Here is a 19,796-nt window from a genome sequence, read left to right on the forward strand (position 1 = left end):
GAAGATCGTCCAGTAAGTGCTTACTTAGTAAGTAAGGGCATGCTTATTGGGAGTTGTCCTTTTTGTGGGTGGCCGGGTCGGGTGTATCGGTCCCGGTCTGTCAGGATGGAGGCATGGGTCAGCCGGTGGAGCGTGAATCTGGAGAGCGTGGATCTGGAGAAGCGGTACGGTCCGAGCTTCCGCCGGGGCAGCGGGTGCAGCGCGGCTGGCCGGTCACGCACTACGGCCCGGTCCCCAGGTTCCGGCCCGAGCGCTGGGAGTTCCGGGTCTTCGGCGCCACCGCCGACGGGGAGAAGCACTGCTGGACCCACGAGGAGTTCACGGCCCTGCCGTACACCACCGTCGTGGCCGACCTGCACTGCGTCACGAAGTACAGCATGCTCGGGGCCGAGTGGGGCGGGATCCCGGCCCGTACGATCCTGGAGACCGCCCCGCCCGCGCCCGCCGTCACCCATGTGATGGTCTGGGCGGAGTACGGCTTCAGCTCCAACCTGCGCCTGTCCGACTTCGCCTCGGAGCGCACGCTCTTCGCCACCCACAAGGACGGCGAGCTGCTGACCGCCGAGCACGGCTTCCCGCTGCGGCTGATCGTCCCGCACCTGTACGCCTGGAAGGGCCCCAAGTGGGTCCGCGGCGTGGAGTACATGACCGCCGACCGCCGCGGCTTCTGGGAGGAGCGCGGCTACCACAACATCGGCGACCCGTGGAAGGAGCAGCGCTACTCCTACCAGGAGGAGCCCGGGGACGGCCCCGAGCTCTGACCTCCCGCCTCAGGGGTTCACCCGTCGCGCAGCTTCTTCAGCCGCTCCACGTCCGCCGCGTGCCCCTCCTTGCCGCCGGGCGTCTCGATGACCAGCGGTACGCCGGCGGTGGCGGGGTGCGTCATCAGCGCGCGGAACGGGTCCTCGCCGATGTGGCCGGCGCCGATGTTCGCGTGCCGGTCCTTGTGGGCGCCGGCCACGTCCTTGGAGTCGTTGGCATGGATCAGCTTCAGCCGTCCCTCGCCGACGGTGTCCACCAGCAGATCGAGAGTCTGGTGCATCCCGCTCGGGCCGGTCAGATCGTGCCCGGCGGCGAAGATGTGGCAGGTGTCCAGGCAGACGCCCAGCTTCGGATGGGCGTCCAGCGCCTCGAAGTACGGCCCGAAGTCCCAGGTGCGCGAGCAGAGCGAGGAGCCCTGCCCCGCCGTCGACTCCAGCAGCAGGAACGGGTCGTCGTCGTGGGTCAGCTCGTCCAGCAGCGGCAGCAGGTGCTCCCGCACCTGCCGCAGCGCCACGGACCGCTCCCGCCCGCCGGTCGCGCTCCCGGTGTGCACGACCACGCCGAGCGCGCCGATCTCCCGGCCGCGCCGCAGTGAGTGCCGCAGCGACTCCACCGACCGCTCCACGGTCGCCCCGGTGTGCGAACCGAAGTTGATCAGATACGGCGCGTGGACGTACGCCGGGATCGACTCCGCCGCGCAGGCCGCCCGGAACTCCTCGTCCTGCCGCGGATTGCCGGCCGGCGTGGCCCAGCCGCGCGGGTTGGCGACGAAGACCTGCACGGCCTCCGCCCGCAGGTCACGGGCGTACGGCAGGCCCACGGAGTGCAGGCCTCCGGCGACGGGGACGTGGGCGCCGACGGGGTTGCGGGCGCGGGCGGGGGAGACCGAGGGGGAGGGGGCGGGGCGTTCACTCTTCACCCCTTCAGGGTGGCACGGACCCGGACCGATCCCGTCCGGGGTCCCGGAGCGCTCCCATCCGGGGTCCGGAGCGCTCCGGACCGCGGAGCTCGTCCGTGGTCCCGGAGCCGTCCCGGCCGGCGGGCCTCGTCCGTGGTCCCGGAGCCGCCCCGGCCGGCGGGTCCCGCCCGTGATCCGGGCCGCCCCGGTCAGCGGATCTTGAGGGTGATCCTCGATCCCTTGGGCGCCGTCTCGCCGCCCTCCACCGACTGGCTCTTGACGGTGTCGCCGAACAGCCCGAGCAGGCCGCGGTCCTCCTCGACCTCGAAGCCGGCGGCCTCCAGCTTCCGCCGGGCGTCGTCGACGCCGTCGCCCACCACGTCCGGGACCTCGACCATCTCCGGGCCCTTGGACAGGGTCAGCGTCACGGTGTCGCCCGCGGCCACCCGGCGCCCCTCGCCGGGCGACTGCCGGGCGACCTGGCCCTTGTCGTGCTCGGAGGTGACCTGGTCGGTGGCGATCCGGACCTTCAGGCCGGCCTCCTCCAGGGCGGTCTTCGCGTCGTCCAGGTCCTCGCCGGTGACGTCCGGCACCTCCACCGGGCGGCCCTTGCTGACGGTGAGCGCGACCGCCGCGCCCGCGCGCATCCGGGTGCCCGTCGCCGGGTCGGTGGAGACCACGAAGCCCTTGGGGACGTCCTCGCTGAACGCGCGCGTGACCATGCCGGGCTCCAGGCCCTCCTGCCGGAGCACGGAGCGGGCCTTGTCCAGCCGGTAACCCGCCAGATCGGGCAGTTCCACGAACGCGGGTCCGTCGGAGATGGTGAGCGACACCGCGTCGTTGCCGCGGATGCGGGCGCCCGGCCCGGGATCGGTGCCGATGACCGCGCCGCGCTCGACCGTGTCGCTGTGGGCGTGCCGGACCGTGCCGACCTCCAGGCCGGCCTCCTCCAGCCGGTCCCGGGCCTGCGCCTCGGTCTTCTCCAGCAGCGGCGGCACCTTGGTGAACTGGCCGGAGTTGATGTACCACACGCCCGTGCCGACACCGAGCACGAGCAGCACGGCGGCGACGATCGCGAGGGGGCCGCGCCGGACGGCGGGGCGGCGGCGCGGGGCCGCGGTCGCGGGCGGGGGCTCCAGCCGGCTCGTGCGCTGGACCCCGTCCGCCGCGGCCCCGTCCGGCCCGGCGTCCCCGTCGTCCTCGCCGACGGGCAGCGGCCGGGGCACGGTCAGGGCGCGGGGGATCACGCTGGTGCGGTCCTCGGCGTTGTCGTGCTCCGCGGCCAGCGCCTGCGGCGGCACCGCGTCCAGCTGCTCGGCGGTGAGCGTCCCGCGCGCCCGGCGGGTCAGCGCCAGCAGCGCGACGGCGTCGTGCGGCCGGACCTGCGGGGTGCGGGCGGTCGCGGAGGCGACCAGCTCGTCCAGCTCGTACGGCATCCCCGGCACGGCGGCCGACGGCGGCGGCACGTCCTCGTGGAGGTGCCGGTAGAGCACCTGGGCGGGGGAGTCGCCGTCGTGCGGCTTGGCGCCGGTCAGCATCTCGTACAGGACGACACCGCACGCGTACACGTCGACCCGCGGGTCGGCGGTGCCCTGCTCGATCTGTTCGGGCGCCAGGTAGGAGACGGTGCCGAGGACGGCCCCGGTGGTGTTCGTCACCGTGTCCACGGCGCGGACCAGCCCGAAGTCGGCCACCTTGACCCGGCCGTCGTCCCCTATGAGGACGTTCTCCGGCTTCATGTCCCGGTGCACGAACCCCGCGCGGTGGGCGGCGCCCAGCGCGGCCAGCACCGGCTCCAGGATGTCCAGCGCGGCCCGCGGCTGGAGCGCCCCGCGCTCGCGCAGCACGTCGCGCAGGGTGCACCCGGAGACGTACTCCATGGCCAGGTAGACGTACGCCCCGTCGGTGCCCTGGTCGAAGACCTGGACGACGTTGGGGTGGGCGAGCCGGGCCACCGACTTGGCCTCGCGGATGAACCGCTCGACGAACGAGGCGTCGGCCGCGAGCGTCGGGTGCATCACCTTCAGCGCGAGCACGCGGTCCAGGCGGGTGTCCACGGCCCGGTAGACCGTGGCCATCCCGCCGACCGCGATCCGCGCGTCGACGCGGTACCGGCCGTCGAGCACCTGCCCGACCAGAGGGTCCTGAAGGGTCGTGTCCACGCAGGCGAGTCTACGAGCCGCCGCCGACACCGCTCACCGCCGCAGCGGCGGCCGGGCGCACCGCGGCGCACCGGTGACCGCCGCCGCCCTAGAATGCGGGCCGCTCCGGATCCAGCCGGGCCAGCCCCTCCGACGGCGAGGACGCCTCGGCGAAGTGGCGCCGGGGGATGCGCCCCGCCCGCCGGGCCAGCCGGCCCGCCTCCACCGCGTGCCGCATCGCCTCCGCCATCAGTACCGGCTCCTGCGCCCGCGTCACGGCCGAGGCGAGCATCACACCCGCGCACCCCAGCTCCATCGCCAGGGCCGCGTCCGATGCCGTGCCCGCACCCGCGTCCAGGATCACCGGCACGCGCGCGTGCTCCACGATCAGCTGGAAGTTGTGCGGGTTGCGGATGCCGAGCCCGGAGCCGATCGGCGACCCGAGCGGCATGATCGCCGCGCAGCCGACGTCCTCCAGCTTCCGCGCCAGCACGGGGTCGTCGTTGGTGTACGGCAGCACCGTGAACCCGTCGTCGACCAGTGTCTCGGCCGCCTCCAGCAGCTCGACGGGGTCGGGCAGCAGGGTGCGCTCGTCGGCGATGACCTCCAGCTTGACCAGGTCGGTGCCGAGGGCCTCGCGCGCGAGGCGGGCGGTCAGCACCGCCTCGCCGGCCGTGAAACAGCCGGCCGTGTTCGGCAGCACCCGGATGCCGAGCCTGTCCAGCACCGACAGCACCGAGCCGTGCACCGAGGGGTTTACGCGCCGCATCGCGACCGTCGTCAGCTCCGTGCCGGAGGCGACCAGCGCCCGCTCCAGCACGTCGAGGCTGGGCGCCCCGCCCGTGCCCATGATCAGGCGGGAGGTGAAGGTCGTCCCGCCGAGGACGAAGGGATCGTCGGCCATGGGTTCAGCCTCCTTGGACGGCGGTGAGGACTTCGACGCGGTCGCCGTCGGACAGGGCCGTGGCGGGCCACTGCGCGCGCGGGACGACGGTCTCGTTCAGGGCGGCGGCCACTCCGGACGGCGCCTGGGTGAGGGTCCTCACCAGGGCGTCGAGGGCCGTGCCGGGAGCCACCTCGCGCGGCTCCCCGTTGACCAGGACGTTCATGCGGGCTGCTCCGTGAGTGCGGGGGTGGTGGTGAAGCGTGCGGGGGTGAAGGGGCGGGCCTCGGCGGGGAGGTCGCCGGTGGCCAGGACGTGCGCCATGACGTCGCCGGTGACCGGGGTGAGCAGCACGCCGTTGCGGTGGTGGCCGGTGGCCAGCAGCAGGCCCTCCAGGGCGGTCGGGCCGAGCAGCGGCGCGTTGTCCGGAGAGCCGGGGCGCAGGCCCGCGAGGGTCTCCGCCAGCGGCAGCTCGGTGATGCCGGGGACCAGCTCGTGGGCGTCGCGCAGCAGCTCGTACACGCCGCCCGCGGTCACCGTCGTGTCCCAGCCCATCTCCTCGCTGGTCGCTCCGACGACGAGCTCGCCGCTCTCCCGGGGCACCAGGTAGAGGGGGTTGCCGCGCACCACGGCCCGTACCGTCCGGTTCAGCAGCGGCGGCTGCCCGTCCGGCATCGTCAGCCGCACGACCTGCCCCTTCACGGGCCGTACGGGGGGCAGGACGGCGTCCGGGACGCCCGCGAGCCGCCCGCTGAGGCTGCCCGCGGCCAGGACCGTCCGCCCGGCCTCAAGCGCCGTGCCGTCGGCCGTGACCACGCCCGTCGCCCGGTCCCGGACGACGGTGAGCCGCTCGGCCCACGCGCGGTGGAAGACCACGCCCGCCCGCTCGCAGGCGGTCACCAGCGCGGCGGCCAGGCGCCGGGGGTCGATCTGGTGGTCGCCGTCCACCCTGAGCCCCCCGCGCACGCCCGGCGCGAGCATCGGCTCCAGGCGCCGGCACTCGCGCCCCGACAGCCACTCCGACTCCAGGCCCGACCGGAGCTGGAAGGCGTGCAGCTCCCGCAGGTGGGCGCGGTCGTCGGCGTCCAGGGCGACGGCGAGGGTGCCGCAGCGGCGGTAGCCGAGGTCGTGGCCGGTGGCGTCGGCGAGCTCGGCCGCGAACTCCGGGTACCGGCGCGCCGAGGCGACGTTCAGGGCGAGCAGGGTCTGCTCGCCGTAGTGCAGTTCCGTGACGGCGGCCAGCATCCCGGCCGCCACCCGGGCGGCCCCGCCGCCCGGCTCGGGGTCCACGACGGCCGCGGCGAGCCCGCGCTGCGCCGCCCGCCAGGCCGTGACCAGGCCGATGACCCCGCCCCCGACGACCAGGACGTCGGATGTGTCGGACGTACGTGACATGGGCGTCCAGCCCCTCCCTTCGCCGGCATGACCCGGATCAGGTTCGTACGGTCGGAGGCCGCGCAGCCTCCCTCTCAGCCCGGTGCGTCCGGGCTCCCGCGAGTGCTTTACGTTGGCCACCCTAGCCCTTGGTTCTGCGTGTCTGTAAGGGAGCCTCCGTCCATGGCCCGTTCGCTCGAAGGTCTCGTCCTCGCCCCGGTCGCCGATCAGGCGCCGGGCCAGGTGGGCACCCGCACCCGGTTCGCCTACCACGAGAAGGACGGCGAGGTCTGGGCCGAGTACGCGGGCGGCGACGTCGTCCGCGGCTTCCTGACCGGCACGCGCGAGGGCGACCGGCTCGACTTCCGGTACGTGCAGCTCAAGACCGACGGCACCACGTCGTCGGGGCACTGCGTCTCGGCGGTCGTGGAGCTGCCCGACGGGCGGGTGCGGCTGGAGGAGTCCTGGGAGTGGGAGTCGCAGACGGGCAGCGGGACCAGCGTGGTGGAGCAGGTCGCGGAGCACGCGGGCACCGGCGCCGGCTGATGTCCCGTCAGCCGCCCGGACCGCCGCGGGTGTCTATGGTGATCGGGTGAGCGAGCAGACGCAGAACCCGGGAGAGCCGGGACGAACGGAGGAGACGACGGGGGAGACGACGGGGGAGAGGGGCGCGTCCGCGCCGCGCCGCGTGGTCGTGGTGGGCGCCGGCATGGCGGGCGTGCAGACCGCCGCCGCCCTGCGAGAACAGGGCTTCACCGGCACCGTGACGCTGATCGGCGCCGAACCCCACCAGCCCTACGACCGGCCTCCGCTGTCCAAGGCGATCCTGCTCGGCACGGCCGAGGGCTCCGCCTTCGACCTCGACTTCGAGGCGCTCGGCATCGAGCTGAGGCTGGGCTGCGAGGCCCTGGGCCTGCGCCCCGGGGCACACGTCCTGGACACCTCCGCCGGGCCCGTGCCGTACGACGTCCTCGTCCTGGCCACCGGCGCCGAACCGGTGCGGCTGCCGGGCGCCGAGGGCGTTCCCGGCGTGCATCTGCTGCGCACCCTGGACGACGCCGAACGGCTGCGCCCGGTCCTCGCCCGGCAGCACGACGTCGTGGTCGTCGGCGCGGGCTGGATCGGCGCCGAGTTCGCCACGGCCGCGCGCGAGGCGGGCTGCGCGGTGACCGTCGTGGAGGCCGCCGGCCGTCCGCTCGCCGGGGCGCTGCCCGCCGAGGTGGCCGCGCCGATGACGGCCTGGTACGCCGAGGCCGGCGCCGAACTGCGCACCCACGCGCGCGTGGAGCGCGTCGAGCCCGGCGCGGTGGTCCTCGACGACGGGACACGGCTGCCCGCGGGCGCCGTCGTCGTCGGCATCGGCGCCCGGCCCGCCACCGCCTGGCTCGCCGGCTCGGGCGTCACGCTCGGCGCGCACGGCGAGGTCGTGGCCGACGACCGCCTGCGCACCTCCGTACCGGACGTCTACGCCGTCGGTGACTGCGCCTCCTTCCCGTCGGCCCGCTACGGCACGCGCCTGATGGTCCACCACTGGGACAACGCCCTGCAGGGGCCGCGCACGGTGGCCGCGGACATCGTGAGCGGGGCCGCGGCGGCCTACGACCCGGTGCCGTACTTCTGGTCCGAGCAGTTCGGCCGCTTCGTCCAGTACGCCGGCCACCACGCCGCGGCCGACACCACCCTGTGGCGCGGCGACCCGTCCGGGCCCGCCTGGACCGTGTGCTGGCTGCGGGAGAACCGGCTGGTCGCCCTGCTGGCGGTGGGGCGCCCCCGGGACCTGGCCCAGGGCAGACGGCTGATCGAGGCCGGGACACCCATGGACCCGGTGCTGCTGGAGGACCCGGCCCGGCCGCCGAAGTCGGCCACCGCCTGACGCCGGGAGGCGGCCGGGCGCCTTTCGCCGGGCCGGGCGGGGCGGGGTCCGGTTTCCCACTGTCGGTGCCGGATGGCAGGCTGGAGGCGTGACCGAGATTGACGCAAAGATCGATGCTCTCGTGCCCGCCTGGCTCACCCTGCCCGACATCGCCGAGATGCTCGGTGTCGAGGTGACCCGCGTGCGGCAGCTGGTGAAGGACGGCCAGCTCATCGCCGTACGCCGCGGTGAGAACCGCGCGCTGCACGTCCCCGCGGACTTCATCGACGGGGACAAGGTCGTCAAGGGCCTGTCCGGGACCCTGACGCTTCTGCGGGACGACGGCTTCACGGTCGAGGAGATGCTGGAGTGGCTCTTCACGCCCGACCCGACCCTGCCCGGCACCCCCGCGCAGGCGCTGCGTGAGAACCGCGGCACGGAGGTGAAGCGCCGGGCCCAGGCGCTCGCCGTCTGACCCGGCGCACCGTCCGGCCCGCGGGCCGCGGCCGGCCGGGGTCACGCCCCGTCGGCCCGCGGCTCGCAGGCCACCGGCCGACGGGAGCCCCCGGCCGTGACCGGCCACGGGAACACCCCGCCGGCCGGGCCCGCCGGGGGAGCCCGCACGCCGCCCGCGACGGGGTGCCTCCGTCGCCACCGGCACCCGGGGGAGACTCGTCGCCACCGGCATCCGGGGATCACCCGTACGCCCGTCGCGACGGGTGATCCCCGCACCACCCGTTCGACAGGAATCCCCGAGCCACTCGCCAAGGGGGATTCCCGCGCCACTCAATCGACGGGGATTCCCGAGCCGCCCGCGACGGGAATTCCCGTACGCCACCGACTCCGGGGGGACACCCGCATGCCCGGCACCGCCGCCACCACCACCACCGCACGCGCCCGCCTCGCCGACGCCCGGCTCTACCTCTGCACGGACGCCCGCACCCGCCAGGGCGACCTGCCCGAGTTCCTGGACGCGGTGCTGGCCGGCGGCGTCGACATCGTGCAGCTGCGCGACAAGGGCATGGAGGCGGCCGAGGAGCTGGAGCACCTGGAGGTCTTCGCCGACGCCTGCGCCCGGCACGGCAAGCTGCTCGCGGTCAACGACCGCGCCGACGTCGCCCACGCCGCCCGCGCCGACGTCCTCCACCTCGGCCAGGGCGACCTGCCCGTGCCCGCCGCCCGCGCCATCCTCGGCGACGACGTGCTCATCGGCCGCTCCACCCACGCCGAGTCCGAGGCCGCCGCGGCCGCCGTCCAGGAAGGCGTGGACTACTTCTGCACCGGTCCGTGCTGGCCGACCCCCACCAAGCCCGGCCGCCACGCGCCCGGCCTGGACCTCGTCCGCCACACCGCCGCGCTCGGCACCGAGCGCCCCTGGTTCGCCATCGGCGGCATCGACCTCGGCAACCTCGACGAGGTCCTCCAGGCGGGCGCCCGGCGCGTCGTCGTCGTCCGCGCGATCACCGAGGCCGACGACCCGGGCGCGGCGGCGGCCGAGTTCGCGAAGCGGCTGCGGCAGGCGTAGCGGCCGTGGCGGTGGCGGCCACGGCGGTGTGGCGGCCGCGGCAGGTGCGGCGGCCGGCCGGTGGCGAGGGCCCGTTCGCGGCGGACTGTCCAAGGAGTGGACAACAAGTCGGCATATCGGGCAAATCATGGGCCTCCGGTTGGGGGACCGACGCCCCCTGGCTAACCTGCCCGTATGGCCCTCGGAACCGCATCCACCAGGACTGATCGCGCACGGACCGTGCGCGACATCCTCGCCGCCGGCAAGACGACGTACTCGTTCGAGTTCTCGGCGCCGAAGACCCCCAAGGGGCAGAAGAACCTGTGGAGCGCGCTGCGGAGGGTCGAGGCGGTCGCCCCCGACTTCGTCTCCGTGACCTACGGAGCCGGCGGCTCCACCCGGGCGGGCACGGTCAAGGAGACCCAGCAGATCGTCGCCGACACCACCCTGACGCCGGTCGCCCACCTCACCGCCGTCAACCACTCCATCGCGGAGCTGCGCAACATCATCGGCCAGTACGCCGACGCCGGGATCCGCAACATGCTGGCCGTGCGCGGCGACCCGCCCGGCGACCCGATGGGCGAGTGGGTCCCGCACCCGCGGGGCCTGACCTACGCGGCCGAACTCGTCCGCCTCATCAAGGAGTCCGGCGACTTCTGCGTGGGCGTGGCCGCCTTCCCGGAGATGCACCCGCGCTCCGCCGACTGGGACGCGGACGTCGCGCACTTCGTCGACAAGTGCCGGGCCGGCGCCGACTACGCGATCACGCAGATGTTCTTCCAGCCGGAGTCCTACCTCCGGCTGCGCGACAAGGTCGCCGCGGCCGGCTGCGAGACCCCGATCATCCCCGAGGTCATGCCGGTGACCAGCGTGAAGATGCTGGAGCGGCTGCCCAAGCTCAGCAACGCCTCGTTCCCGGACGACCTGAAAGAGCGGATCCTCGCGGCACAGGACGATCCGGCGGCGGTACGCTCCATTGGCATCGACTTCGCCACGGAGTTCTGCGCGCGGCTGCTGGCCGAGGGAGTGCCGGGTCTGCACTTCATCACGCTCAACAACTCCACGGCGACGCTGGAAATCTACGAGAACCTGGGCCTGCACCACCCACCGCAGGACTAGACCGGTCGCGCGCGTGTACGACACACTGCGAGGCGTCCACTGGGAGAGGGGCGTACATGGGCTGGACGGTCCTCTACATCGCGTTCGGCATCGTCGCGCTGTGGCTGCTCGGTGAGGTGCTGCTGCAGTACAAGGCACGCCTGCGCTGGCGGCTGCTCGCCTTCACCGGCTTCCTCGGTGTCGTGGCCGGTGTGCTCATCCCGTCCGTCGTCGTCATCGCACTGGGCGCGGCGGCCTTCGCGGTCGGCCAGACCTACGTCACCCTGTCGTTCCGCCGCGGCTTCGCGGCCGGCTGGGCGGTCTCCGCGCCGAAGTTGACCGGCGACCGGCGCCGCCGCGCGGGGCGGGGCCGCCAGGAACCGACCCTGGAGGTCTCCGGCGTGGAGGCGGCCGAGGGCGGCTACGGCGACGACGGCCGCGCACAGGCCGACGACCGCGTCTCGCACGGCCATGACGGCTACGGCGGCCACGACGGCCACGACGATTACGACAGCGACGACGTCTTCACCCCCGCGCGCCCCGCCGCGCCCACGGCCGCGGAGACCACCGCCGTGTACGAGCCGCTGCCCCTGCCGGACGACACCGGCGCGTACGGCCTGTACGGCGGCCCCGGCCACAGCCGGACCGCGGACCGACCCTACGCCTACGACCCCTCGGGCCAGGGCGGGCACGGATACGGTTACGACACCGTGGGCGACCGGCAGTACGCCGCCTACTCCGACCCGTACATCGGCACCCACACCTACGGCGGCGCCCCCTACGACACGGGCTACGGCGACCGGCAGGGCTACGGGCAGGACCCGTACGCCACCGGCGGCCACGGGCAGACGCCGCCGGGCGGCGTGTGGGTGCCGCAGCAGCGCAGCACCGACGAGCCCTACGGCGCGGAGCTCCCGCAGGAGCAGCAGCCGTACCCGTACCACGGCGGCGGGCAGCCGCAGGCGCCGGGCTACGACGAGCAGCAGTACCGCTACTGAGCCGGCCGGACCGCCCCGCCGGACGGTGTCGGCCGCCCCGGCCGGCTCACTGGGAACCCCGGAACCCGGGCCCCTCCACGATCAGCCCCGCGACCAGCGCACCCGACATCCCGGCGTGCGGCAGGCCGCCGCCCGGATGCGACCAGCCGCCCACCGTGAACAGGCCGTCCAGACGCGTGCCGTTCGCCGGGTGCAGCAGCCGCTCGCCGCCCGCGGCCAGGGCGGGCGCCGGAACCGCACCGCCCTCGGCGCCGGTCGCCTCCGCGATGTCGGCCGGGGTGCGCACCTCGTGCCACAGCAGGCGGTCGCGCAGACCGGGCAGGGCCCGCTCGGCGGCGGTGATCAGGTCCTCGGCGCGCTCACGGACCTCCGCTCCGGGCCGTGCGGGCACCACCGCGGTGAGGGTGACCGCCTCGTGCTCCGGGTCCGGGACCAGCCGCGGATCGCCGGGCCGCAGGACCGTGACCGTCGGCCGCGCGGCCACGCCCGGCGCCGTCCCGGACAGTGCCTCCAGCTCGGCGTCCCGGTCCGGCGCGTGCACCACCGTGCGGTGCGCCGCGCCCTCGGGGCGGGCGCCCCGCAGCGCCAGCAGCACCGTCAGCCGGCTCGCCGCCCCGCGCTGCGGCGGCACCTCGCCGTCGCCCCGGACCGCCGCTTCGCCCGCGAGGCGGTCCAGGACCCCGGGGGCGACCCCGGCGACCACGTACTCGGCCTCCGCCACCGTCCCGTCGGCCAGCTCCACGCCCGCCACCCGGCCGTCCTTCTCGACGATGCCGGTGACCTCGGCCCCGAAGCGGAAGCCGACCCTGCGCGCCAGGCACCGCTCGTACACCGCGCGCGCCAGCTCCCGCAGCCCCCCGCGCACGTACCAGGTGCCGAAGGCGTGCTCCATGTACGGCAGCACGGCGGCGCTCGCCGGGGTGGTACGGGGGTCCAGGCCGTACGCGAGCGCGTGGCTCTCCAGCAGGGCGGTCAGCCGGGCGTCCCGCAGCTCCCAGGCGCCGATCTCGGCGAGCGTGCCGGCCCGGCGGGTGCGCAGCAGCCGCTTGTGCGGGACCGCCGGGTAGGGCTCGCGCTCGCCCAGCACGCGCCAGTCGGACCACAGCGGCTCCTCCAGGAGCGGCCGGCGCGTCCGGTCCCATGCCTCTCGGGCCCGCACCAGGAAGTCGCCCCACCGCTGCCCGGCGCCCCGGCCGAGCGCCTCGTCCAGGGCGGCGACGACGCCCGCGCGGGAGGCGTTCGGCACCGAGACCTCGGTGCCGTCGGCGAACACGTGCCGCGCCGACGGGTCGACCTGGACCAGGCCGGCGCACTCCTCCAGCGGCTCCTTGCCGGTCTTGACGAACAGGTCGCGCCAGACCGCGGGCAGGGTCAGCAGCCCGGGGCCGGTGTCGAAGGAGAAGCCGTCCCGCTCGAAGCGGCGCACCGCCCCGCCGTACGTCTCCGCCCGCTCGTACACCGCCACCCGGTGGCCCGCCACGGCCAGCCGGGCGGCGGCCGCCATCGCGCCCATCCCGGCGCCGATCACCGCAATCCGTGCCATGTCCGGGACTTTATCGGCCGCCACCGACAGTCCCGCCCGAGGGTGCCCGCCGCCCCGGTGGCCCCGCTCGCGCCGGGCGGGGGCACCGGGAGCGGCGGGTGGGAGGAGGGGGGGAAGTACGCGCGCGGACGCGGTCCGCCCCAGCAGGCGGTGCGACGACGTGAGGACGGGTGCGCAGGACTGAGTATCCGTACCTAGTGCGGGAGATGAGTATGCGTGCGGATGGGGCCCGACCTGCGGAAACGAGAGAGTGGAGGCACGGACGGGGGCGCGGCTCCGGCACCGGCGACACGGGGCGCCGGAACGGAGCGGTCCCCGGGTCCGCTCCTTCCGCCGGCGCGGCCGGCGGGAGCGAGGCACGGGGGACGACCGGAAACGGGGGGACCAGCGGGGGAACGCACGGGGGAGCACAGGGGAGCGCCGGTCCGGCGGTGGCCCGCGGGGGACGCGGCCACACCGGACCGGCGCTTCCGTATGCGCCGGGGCACCGGGTGGTGCCGGAAGCGGCACGACCCGCCCCGCGCGCCGGTCGTATGCGCCGGGGCCTCAGGGGCGCCGGCCGCTCACCCGCCCCTGGAGCAGCCGGGACAGGGCCGCGTGCACGTCGTCGAGGGAGCGCTCCGGCTGGAACGACTTCCAGTCCAGCGCGGCCACCAGGACCATGCCGACCAGCGCGGCGGCGGTCAGCGGGACGTCGATCTCCTCGCTGAGCTCACCGCCCGCCACGCCGTCGCGCAGCACGTCCTCGACGACCGCGACGGCCTGCTGCCGGACCACCATCAGCGTGGACTGCCAGGCCCGGTTGGTGCGCCACAGCTCGGCGACGTAGAGCTGGGTGAAGGCCGGGTAGCGGTCGATGAAGACCAGCCCCGCGCGGATCATCGCGTCCAGGGCGTCGACCTTGCCGCCGCCCTCCCGGGCCGTGCGCTCGGCCGCCTCGCGCAGGGAGGCGGTGAGCAGTCCCACGCCGTGCCGCAGCAGCTCCTCGAAGAGGACGGACTTGCTGGCGAAGTTGTAGTAGACCGTGCCCTTCGCGACTCCGGCCCGTTCGGCGATCTCGTCCACCGTGGTCGCGGAGAAGCCCTGCTCGGCGATGAGGGTGACGGCCGCCTCGTAGAGCTTCTGCCGGGTGGCCTCGCGCCGGCTGCCGCCGGGCGAGGTGGCGCTGCTGCTTTCCATGGCCCCGATTGTCACAGGAACCCTCCCGGGGCCGTCACCGCAGGGTTCACAGGCTCAGCTCCGGGTGCAGCCGGTCCAGGGTCCACACCTGCCGGCGGCGGGCCGACAGCGCGGTCAGCGCGAGGGCGGCGGCGGTGAAGAGGGCGAGCACCACGCACGCGCGCCACACCGGTTCCAGGCCGCCGCCCGTGATGAGCCGCCTGAGGGCCTCGACGACGTGACTCATCGGCAGGAACGGGTGGAGGGCGTTGAAGAAGCCGGGGCTGGTCTGCACCGGGTACGTGCCGCCCGCCGAGGTCAGCTGGAGCATCAGCAGTGCCAGGACGAGGATGCGGCCCGCCGCCCCGAAGCGCGCGTTCAGCCACTGCACGATCGCCGCGAAGCACGCCGTCACCAGGAACAGGAAGCCCACCGTCCCGGCCGCCCGGGCCATCTCCAGCCCGACCGCCCAGTGCAGCACCGACATCAGCGCCACCGTCTGCAGCACCCCGATCGCCACCACCGGCAGCCAGCCCGCCAGCGCGATCCGCCACGCCGGGGCGCCCGCGGCGAGCGCGCGCCGGTTCATCGGCGCGATCAGCATGTACGCCACCATGGCGCCCACCCACAGGGACAGCGGGATGAAGTACGGGGCGAAACCGGTGCCGTAGTTGGGCGCCTTGTGCAGGTCCTGGGAGACCAGCCGGACCGGGTCGGCCATCACGCCGGTGCGCGCGTCGCGCTCCTCGTCGCCGTAGTCGGGGATCCGCCCGGCGCCGTCGTGCAGCCCGCCGGCGAGCTTCTGCGAGCCGTCGGCCAGCCGGTACAGGCCGCCGCTGAGGTCGTCGGCGCCCGTCTTCAGCTCGCCGACGCCCTTGTCCAGGGCGACGGCGCCGGTCTCGGCGGTGCCGAGCCCCCGGTACAGCTTCTCGGCGCCCGCGGCGACCTTTCCCGCGCCCTCGTTCAGCTCGTCGATCCGGGCCACGGCGTCGTCGAGGTCCTCGGACAGGTGCGGGGCGCGGTCGGCCAGGGCCTGCGCCTGCTCCTGGAGGGTGGCGAGGTGCTTGTCGAGCTCCTCCAGATCGCCCTGGTACCGCGTGACCAGCGCGTTCACGTCGTCGGCGACGGCCGCCACGCCCGCGGCGGCGTCCTCGGCCTTCGCCAGGTCGGGGCAGGCGGCGTCGGGCGGCGCGGCCTGCCCGCAGCGCGCCGCGTGGACGCCGGACAGGGCCGTGGCGTCCGCGCGGGCGTCCTCGGCGGCGGTCCGCGCCCTCTTCGCCAGGGAGCCGAGGTCGCCGCGGACCGCCCCCGACGTGTCGGCGACGAACCGGGCGGTGTCCCCGATGGCCTTCTCGTTGTCCTTCAGGAAGGGCCCCACCTTGCCGGCGACGCCGTCGACCTTGCCGGCGAGGGCCTGCGTGCCCTCCGCGACCCGCCGGGCCCCGTCCCGGAGGTCGTCCGCGCCCCGGTGGAGCTCCTTCACGCCCTCGGCCAGCTCGCCGCTGCCGTCCCGGGCGTCCGCCAGACCGCCGGCGAGGTCCTTGGAGCCCTGCTCCGCCTTCCCGATGCCGCCCTTGAGCGTGTCGGCCCCCTTCGCCGCCTCGACGGTCCTGCCGTGGATGTCGGAGAAGGAGATGAAGATCCGGTCCAGGAACGACCGCGACGCCTTCGTGGACGCCGCCTGGCGCACCTCGGCGAAGACCGTGCGTGAGATCTGCCCGACGATGTAGTTGTTCGCGTCGTTCGTACGGACCTGGAGGGCGCCCGTCTCCGGGGAGTCTCCCGAGCTGGAGGCGATGCGCTCGCTGAAGTCGGCGGGCAGGGTGAGCGACAGGTAGTACCTGCCGTCCTCCAGGCCCTCGCGGGCCTCGGCGGCGCTCACCTCGTGCCAGTCGAAGGTGCCGCTGTCGCGCAGCCGCCCGGCGATGTCGTCGCCCGCCGTGATCCGCTCCCCGCCGGCGGTCGCGCCCTTGTCGTCGTTCACGAGCGCGACGGGGATGCGGTCCAGGCGGCCGTACGGGTCCCAGAAGGACCACAGGTACAGCGCGCCGTACAGCAGGGGCAGCACCAGCAGCGCGACCAGGGCGGCCCGCGGCAGCCGGCCGCGCCCGAAGCGCCTCAGCTCAAGCGCGGCCAGTCTCGGCGAGCGCATCGGCCTTCTCCTTCCGCCGGTCGGGCCGGCCGTCGTCGGTGGAGGCGGGAGAGACGGGGGAGCCGGTGGAGACGGTGACGGCACCCTCGGGCGCCTCGCTGCACACGGCGACGACCGTGGTGCCGGAGGCGGCCAAGGCCCCGAGCAGATCCCAGAACCCCTCCTTCTCGGCGTCCGAGAGCTTCAGGTCGGCGTCGTCGACGCCGAGCAGCCGCGGGCGGCCGACCAGGGCCAGCGCGACCGACAGGCGCAGCGCCTCCAGCCGCTCCAGGTCCCGGACGGCGGTCCGGGAGCCCTTGGGCAGGGAATCCGGGGCCAGGCCGGCGGCGGCCAGCGCGGCGTCGATCCGCAGCCGGCTCTCCGCCGCCCGCGTGCCGCGGGGCCGCAGCAGCGCGCGCAGCGAACCGCCGAACCGGCGCTCCAGCAGCGCGCGCTCGCGCAGGTGTTCCTCGACGGTCAGCGCCGGTTCGAGGTCGGTGAGGCCCGGCACGTGCGCCAGGGCGCAGAACCGCCGTACGGCCGCCATCTGCCGCGGCAGCACCGCCCCGCCCACCGCGGCGGTGCCCTCCGTGGGCTTCATCCGCCCCGTCAGCGTGAGCAGCAACGAGGTGCGGCCCGACCCCGACGGCCCCTCGACCGCGATCAGCGAACCGGGCTCCGCCTCGATGCCGACCCCGCGGAACACCCACCCGCGGGGCCCTCTCAGGCCCAGGCCCTCCGCGGTGACGCCGGCTCCTCCCACCACATCCCCCTGCACCTGGCACTATTTGAACTGACTGGTCAGTGCAAAAACTAACCCGAACCTTCGGTCGAGGCAAAAGCCCAGGTCAGAACGGATTGTCAGTGGCATACCTCACGATGGGCACATACGGCCACAGTGCCGTCACGCAGACGACAGGAGGTTCGTCATGGCCCACCCGTCCGCAGCCGCCTCCCGCCGGCGCCGCGCCACCGGCCCTGCCCCCTCACCGACCGGCCCGGCGAGCGACGTCCACCCCGTGCTCCGCCGGGCCTCGGCCCCGCCCGCCGCCCTCGACCTGCTCGCCCAGGCCCGCGCCGGACTGGAGGAGGCCACCTCCCTGGAAACCCCCAACGAGCGGTACGCGACGGCCCACCTCGCCGCCCTGCGCACCGCCGCGGCCGTCCTCGCCGCGCGCGGACGGCCGGAGGCCACGCCCCGGGCCCGGGCCCGCATCCGCAGCGCCTGGGACGTCCTGCCCGAGATCGCGCCCGAGCTCACCGAGTGGAGCGCGCTGTTCGCCTCGGGCGCCGGCCGCCGCGCCCGGGCCGAGGCCGGCATCGAGGGCGCGGCCGGCCGCCGCGACGCCGACGACCTGATACGGGACGTGGCGATGTTCCTGCGCCTGGTGGAGCGGATGCTGCACCTCCAGCCGGTCCTGCCCCAGCCCCGCCCGGACACGGGCCGGCCGAAGGACGGCGACCGGGGCGGCCTGCCGGACGCGAGCTGACCGCCCGGACGGACCGGCCCGGGTCCCACCCGGCCCCGGTGACCCCGGTCGCCCCGGCCACCTCGGTCGCGGGCCTCGCCCACGACGCCGGCCCGGAGCCGCCGCCCCGGCCGCGCGCCTCGCCCGCCACATCGGCCGCGCGCCGCCTCGCCCGCCACGTCGGCCCGGAGCCGCCGCCCCGGCCCGCCCCGGCCCGCTCGGCCGGTGGCCGCCGGCTCCCTCCGGACGGGCGTCCGGGCCGGTCACCAGCACCGGGCGACCGCACCGGGATGACCGCGCAGGGCGCCGGAGGCAATAGGGTGGGGAGCGCCTGAAAGCAGCCTTCCTTCCCGCAGCCGGGCCGGGAGGCGCCCCGTTCGCTCCGCCGTACACGAGGCGGTGCCGCGCCGAGGAGTCAAACTGCCGTGTCGGACCCGATGCGCCCCCGCGCTTCCCTCCGTACCGCCGTGGTCTGGGAGGTCCTCCAGGACGCCCTCGACCGCCGGGTCAAGGCGACGGGTCGCCAGGCGCTCGACGTCCTCGACACCGGAGGAGGCAGCGGCAACTTCGCCGTGCCCGTGGCCCGCCTCGGCCACCGCGTCACCGTCGTCGACCCCAGCCCCAACGCGCTGTTCGCCCTGGAGCGCCGCGCCGCCGAGGCCGGAGTGGCCGACCGCGTGCAGGGCGTCCAGGGCGACGCCCACGGCCTCTTCGACGTCGTCGAGCGCGGTGGCTACGACGCGGTGCTGTGCCACGGCGTCCTGGAGTACGTCGACGACCCGGCCGAGGGCGTCCGCAACGCGGTGGCCGCCCTGCGCACCGAGGGCGTCCTCAGCCTGCTCGCCGCCGGACTGGGCGGCGCCGTGCTGGCGCGGGCCCTGGCCGGCCACTTCACCGAGGCCAAGCAGGCCCTGGAAGACCCGGACGGCCGCTGGGGCACGGGCGATCCCATGCCGCGCCGCTTCACCGCCGAACAGCTCACCGGCCTGGTCGAGGGCGCGGGCCTGAGGGTCGGCGCCGTGCACGGGGTGCGGGTCTTCGCCGACCTGGTCCCCGGCGTCCTGGTGGACACCGAGCCCGGGGCCCTGGACGCACTGCTGAAGCTGGAGGCCGCGGCGGCCGAGCTCCAGGCCTTCCACTCCGTGGCCACGCAGCTTCATGTGCTCGGTGAGACGCCGGTGGCCGCCGGGGCCTGAGGTACCCGTGAGCCGCGCCGCTGATCAGCGGCGCGGCTGCGGATGGAGTACGCCACAGGCCCTCCGAACGGGGACCTGGCGCCGTATGATCGAGGGAGACCGCCCGGCATGACGGGCCGGTCGCTGGGGAATGGGAATCTCAGCGAACCGGGACGTCGGTGACGGATTCCGGTTGGCCAATTGGCGCAGAGGGGCGGGTTTCACGGGGGCGATTCCCTGCCTATCCTGAAGAGACCCCCCAGGGTCGCCCCGGCGACTGCACGATGAGGAGGACTCCGTGCCGCTCTCGGAGCACGAGCAGCGCATGCTCGAGCAGATGGAGCGAGCGCTGTACGCCGAAGATCCCAAGTTCGCGTCGGCGCTTGAGGGAAGCGGGCTGCGTACGTACACCCGGCGGCGGGTCTACCAGGCGGTCGCGGGCTTCCTCGTAGGTATTGCGCTCCTCATGGCAGGAATGGTCGCCAAGCAGGTCTGGCTCAGTGTGGTGGGTTTCCTCGTCATGCTGGGCTGCGCGGTTCTCGCCGTGACCGGCTGGCGCAAGGCCCCCAAGCCGGGCGAGCAACAGCCGGCGGCCGGTGCCCCGCACGCCCGTCCTCAGGCACGGCAGCGGCGCTCCATGATGGACCGCATCGAGGAGCGGTGGCAGCGGCGCCGCGACGAACAGGGCCACTAGCCGGCGGATAGCCGGCGGGCGGCAGCCCGTCGACGACGCCCACCGGACACAAACGAAGACATGGGTGAGGGGGCGGGGCAAGCACCGCGGGGGCCCCCCCACCCCCCGGACGGCCG

The 19,796-nt window shown here is 75.0% G+C and carries 19 protein-coding genes and 1 riboswitch; of the genes, 10 read left to right on the forward strand and 9 right to left on the reverse strand.

The genetic code is table 11. The annotated features are described in order from the left end of the window. Window positions 1–113 precede the first annotated feature (113 nt). The gene (locus tag ABZ340_RS13435; RefSeq protein WP_358781896.1) at window positions 114–761 is read left to right on the forward strand and encodes a sulfite oxidase-like oxidoreductase; all 648 of its coding nucleotides are present in this window, start codon (window positions 114–116) and stop codon (window positions 759–761) included. A 17-nt stretch (window positions 762–778) separates the two neighbouring features. On the opposite strand, the gene ABZ340_RS13440 is transcribed toward ABZ340_RS13435, so the two are convergent. The 5 genes from ABZ340_RS13440 to thiO all read right to left on the reverse strand — a co-directional run bounded on the left by ABZ340_RS13440 (window position 779) and on the right by thiO (window position 6,079). Then, the gene (locus ABZ340_RS13440; protein WP_358781897.1) at window positions 779–1,681 is read right to left on the reverse strand and encodes a deoxyribonuclease IV; all 903 of its coding nucleotides are present in this window, start codon (window positions 1,679–1,681) and stop codon (window positions 779–781) included. 188 nt (window positions 1,682–1,869) lie between these two features. Continuing rightward, window positions 1,870–3,822 carry a Stk1 family PASTA domain-containing Ser/Thr kinase gene (pknB, locus tag ABZ340_RS13445; protein ID WP_358781898.1) on the reverse strand — a complete coding sequence of 651 codons (1,953 nt, stop codon included), beginning with the start codon at window positions 3,820–3,822 and terminating at the stop codon, window positions 1,870–1,872. Between the two features lie 88 nt (window positions 3,823–3,910). After that, entirely contained in the window at window positions 3,911–4,705 is a 795-nt protein-coding gene (locus ABZ340_RS13450; RefSeq protein ID WP_358781899.1) for a thiazole synthase, read from the reverse strand. A gap of 4 nt (window positions 4,706–4,709) precedes the next feature. Then, the gene (gene thiS / locus ABZ340_RS13455) at window positions 4,710–4,910 is read right to left on the reverse strand and encodes a sulfur carrier protein ThiS (protein WP_358781900.1); all 201 of its coding nucleotides are present in this window, start codon (window positions 4,908–4,910) and stop codon (window positions 4,710–4,712) included. Further along, complete coding sequence (gene thiO, locus ABZ340_RS13460) at window positions 4,907–6,079, reverse strand: glycine oxidase ThiO (RefSeq protein ID WP_358781901.1); 1,173 nt, start codon at window positions 6,077–6,079, stop codon at window positions 4,907–4,909. Before thiO ends, thiS begins: the two co-directional genes overlap by 4 nt. Then, window positions 6,077–6,189: riboswitch (TPP riboswitch) on the reverse strand. (Overlaps the previous gene by 3 nt.) 52 nt (window positions 6,190–6,241) lie before the next feature. Here thiO and ABZ340_RS13465 point away from each other — a divergent pair. The 6 genes from ABZ340_RS13465 to ABZ340_RS13490 all read left to right on the forward strand — a co-directional run bounded on the left by ABZ340_RS13465 (window position 6,242) and on the right by ABZ340_RS13490 (window position 11,510). After that, complete coding sequence (locus tag ABZ340_RS13465; protein ID WP_358781902.1) at window positions 6,242–6,604, forward strand: hypothetical protein; 363 nt, start codon at window positions 6,242–6,244, stop codon at window positions 6,602–6,604. Window positions 6,605–6,767: 163 nt separating this feature from the next. Continuing rightward, the gene (locus tag ABZ340_RS13470) at window positions 6,768–7,931 is read left to right on the forward strand and encodes an FAD-dependent oxidoreductase (protein WP_358781917.1); all 1,164 of its coding nucleotides are present in this window, start codon (window positions 6,768–6,770) and stop codon (window positions 7,929–7,931) included. 88 nt (window positions 7,932–8,019) lie between these two features. After that, entirely contained in the window at window positions 8,020–8,385 is a 366-nt protein-coding gene (locus tag ABZ340_RS13475; RefSeq protein ID WP_164391998.1) for an Rv2175c family DNA-binding protein, read from the forward strand. Window positions 8,386–8,769: 384 nt separating this feature from the next. Next, window positions 8,770–9,435, forward strand: a complete 666-nt coding sequence (thiE, locus tag ABZ340_RS13480) for a thiamine phosphate synthase (protein ID WP_358781903.1) — start codon at window positions 8,770–8,772, stop codon at window positions 9,433–9,435. 174 nt (window positions 9,436–9,609) lie between these two features. Beyond that, a complete protein-coding gene (metF, locus tag ABZ340_RS13485; protein ID WP_358781904.1) occupies window positions 9,610–10,533 on the forward strand; it encodes a methylenetetrahydrofolate reductase [NAD(P)H] in 924 nt (307 codons plus the stop codon). A 56-nt stretch (window positions 10,534–10,589) separates the two neighbouring features. Beyond that, complete coding sequence (locus ABZ340_RS13490) at window positions 10,590–11,510, forward strand: hypothetical protein (RefSeq protein WP_358781905.1); 921 nt, start codon at window positions 10,590–10,592, stop codon at window positions 11,508–11,510. Window positions 11,511–11,556: 46 nt separating this feature from the next. On the opposite strand, the gene ABZ340_RS13495 is transcribed toward ABZ340_RS13490, so the two are convergent. The 4 genes from ABZ340_RS13495 to ABZ340_RS13510 form a co-directional block, all read right to left on the reverse strand. Further along, the gene (locus tag ABZ340_RS13495; RefSeq protein WP_358781906.1) at window positions 11,557–13,053 is read right to left on the reverse strand and encodes an NAD(P)/FAD-dependent oxidoreductase; all 1,497 of its coding nucleotides are present in this window, start codon (window positions 13,051–13,053) and stop codon (window positions 11,557–11,559) included. A 546-nt stretch (window positions 13,054–13,599) separates the two neighbouring features. Further along, window positions 13,600–14,232: a TetR/AcrR family transcriptional regulator gene (locus ABZ340_RS13500; RefSeq protein WP_358781907.1), complete on the reverse strand. Its 633-nt coding sequence runs from the start codon at window positions 14,230–14,232 to the stop codon at window positions 13,600–13,602. Between the two features lie 46 nt (window positions 14,233–14,278). Continuing rightward, window positions 14,279–16,363, reverse strand: coding sequence for a YhgE/Pip domain-containing protein (locus ABZ340_RS13505; protein WP_358781908.1), 2,085 nt, complete (start codon window positions 16,361–16,363; stop codon window positions 14,279–14,281). Next, a complete protein-coding gene (locus ABZ340_RS13510; protein WP_358781918.1) occupies window positions 16,335–17,105 on the reverse strand; it encodes an ATP-binding cassette domain-containing protein in 771 nt (256 codons plus the stop codon). The genes ABZ340_RS13505 and ABZ340_RS13510 overlap by 29 nt, the downstream gene beginning before the upstream one ends. Before the next feature lie 166 nt (window positions 17,106–17,271). Between ABZ340_RS13510 and ABZ340_RS13515 the strand changes: the two genes are divergently transcribed. The 3 genes from ABZ340_RS13515 to ABZ340_RS13525 all read left to right on the forward strand — a co-directional run bounded on the left by ABZ340_RS13515 (window position 17,272) and on the right by ABZ340_RS13525 (window position 19,680). Next, window positions 17,272–17,832: an SAV_6107 family HEPN domain-containing protein gene (locus ABZ340_RS13515; protein WP_358781909.1), complete on the forward strand. Its 561-nt coding sequence runs from the start codon at window positions 17,272–17,274 to the stop codon at window positions 17,830–17,832. Window positions 17,833–18,236: 404 nt separating this feature from the next. Continuing rightward, on the forward strand, window positions 18,237–19,007 hold the full coding sequence (locus tag ABZ340_RS13520; protein ID WP_358781910.1) for a methyltransferase: 771 nt from the start codon (window positions 18,237–18,239) through the stop codon (window positions 19,005–19,007). A 277-nt stretch (window positions 19,008–19,284) separates the two neighbouring features. Then, a complete protein-coding gene (locus ABZ340_RS13525; protein ID WP_358781911.1) occupies window positions 19,285–19,680 on the forward strand; it encodes a DUF3040 domain-containing protein in 396 nt (131 codons plus the stop codon). Window positions 19,681–19,796: the final 116 nt, after the last annotated feature.

The sequence above is a fragment of the Streptomyces sp. NPDC006134 genome, from assembly GCF_040628835.1.
GTDB lineage: Bacteria > Actinomycetota > Actinomycetes > Streptomycetales > Streptomycetaceae > Streptomyces.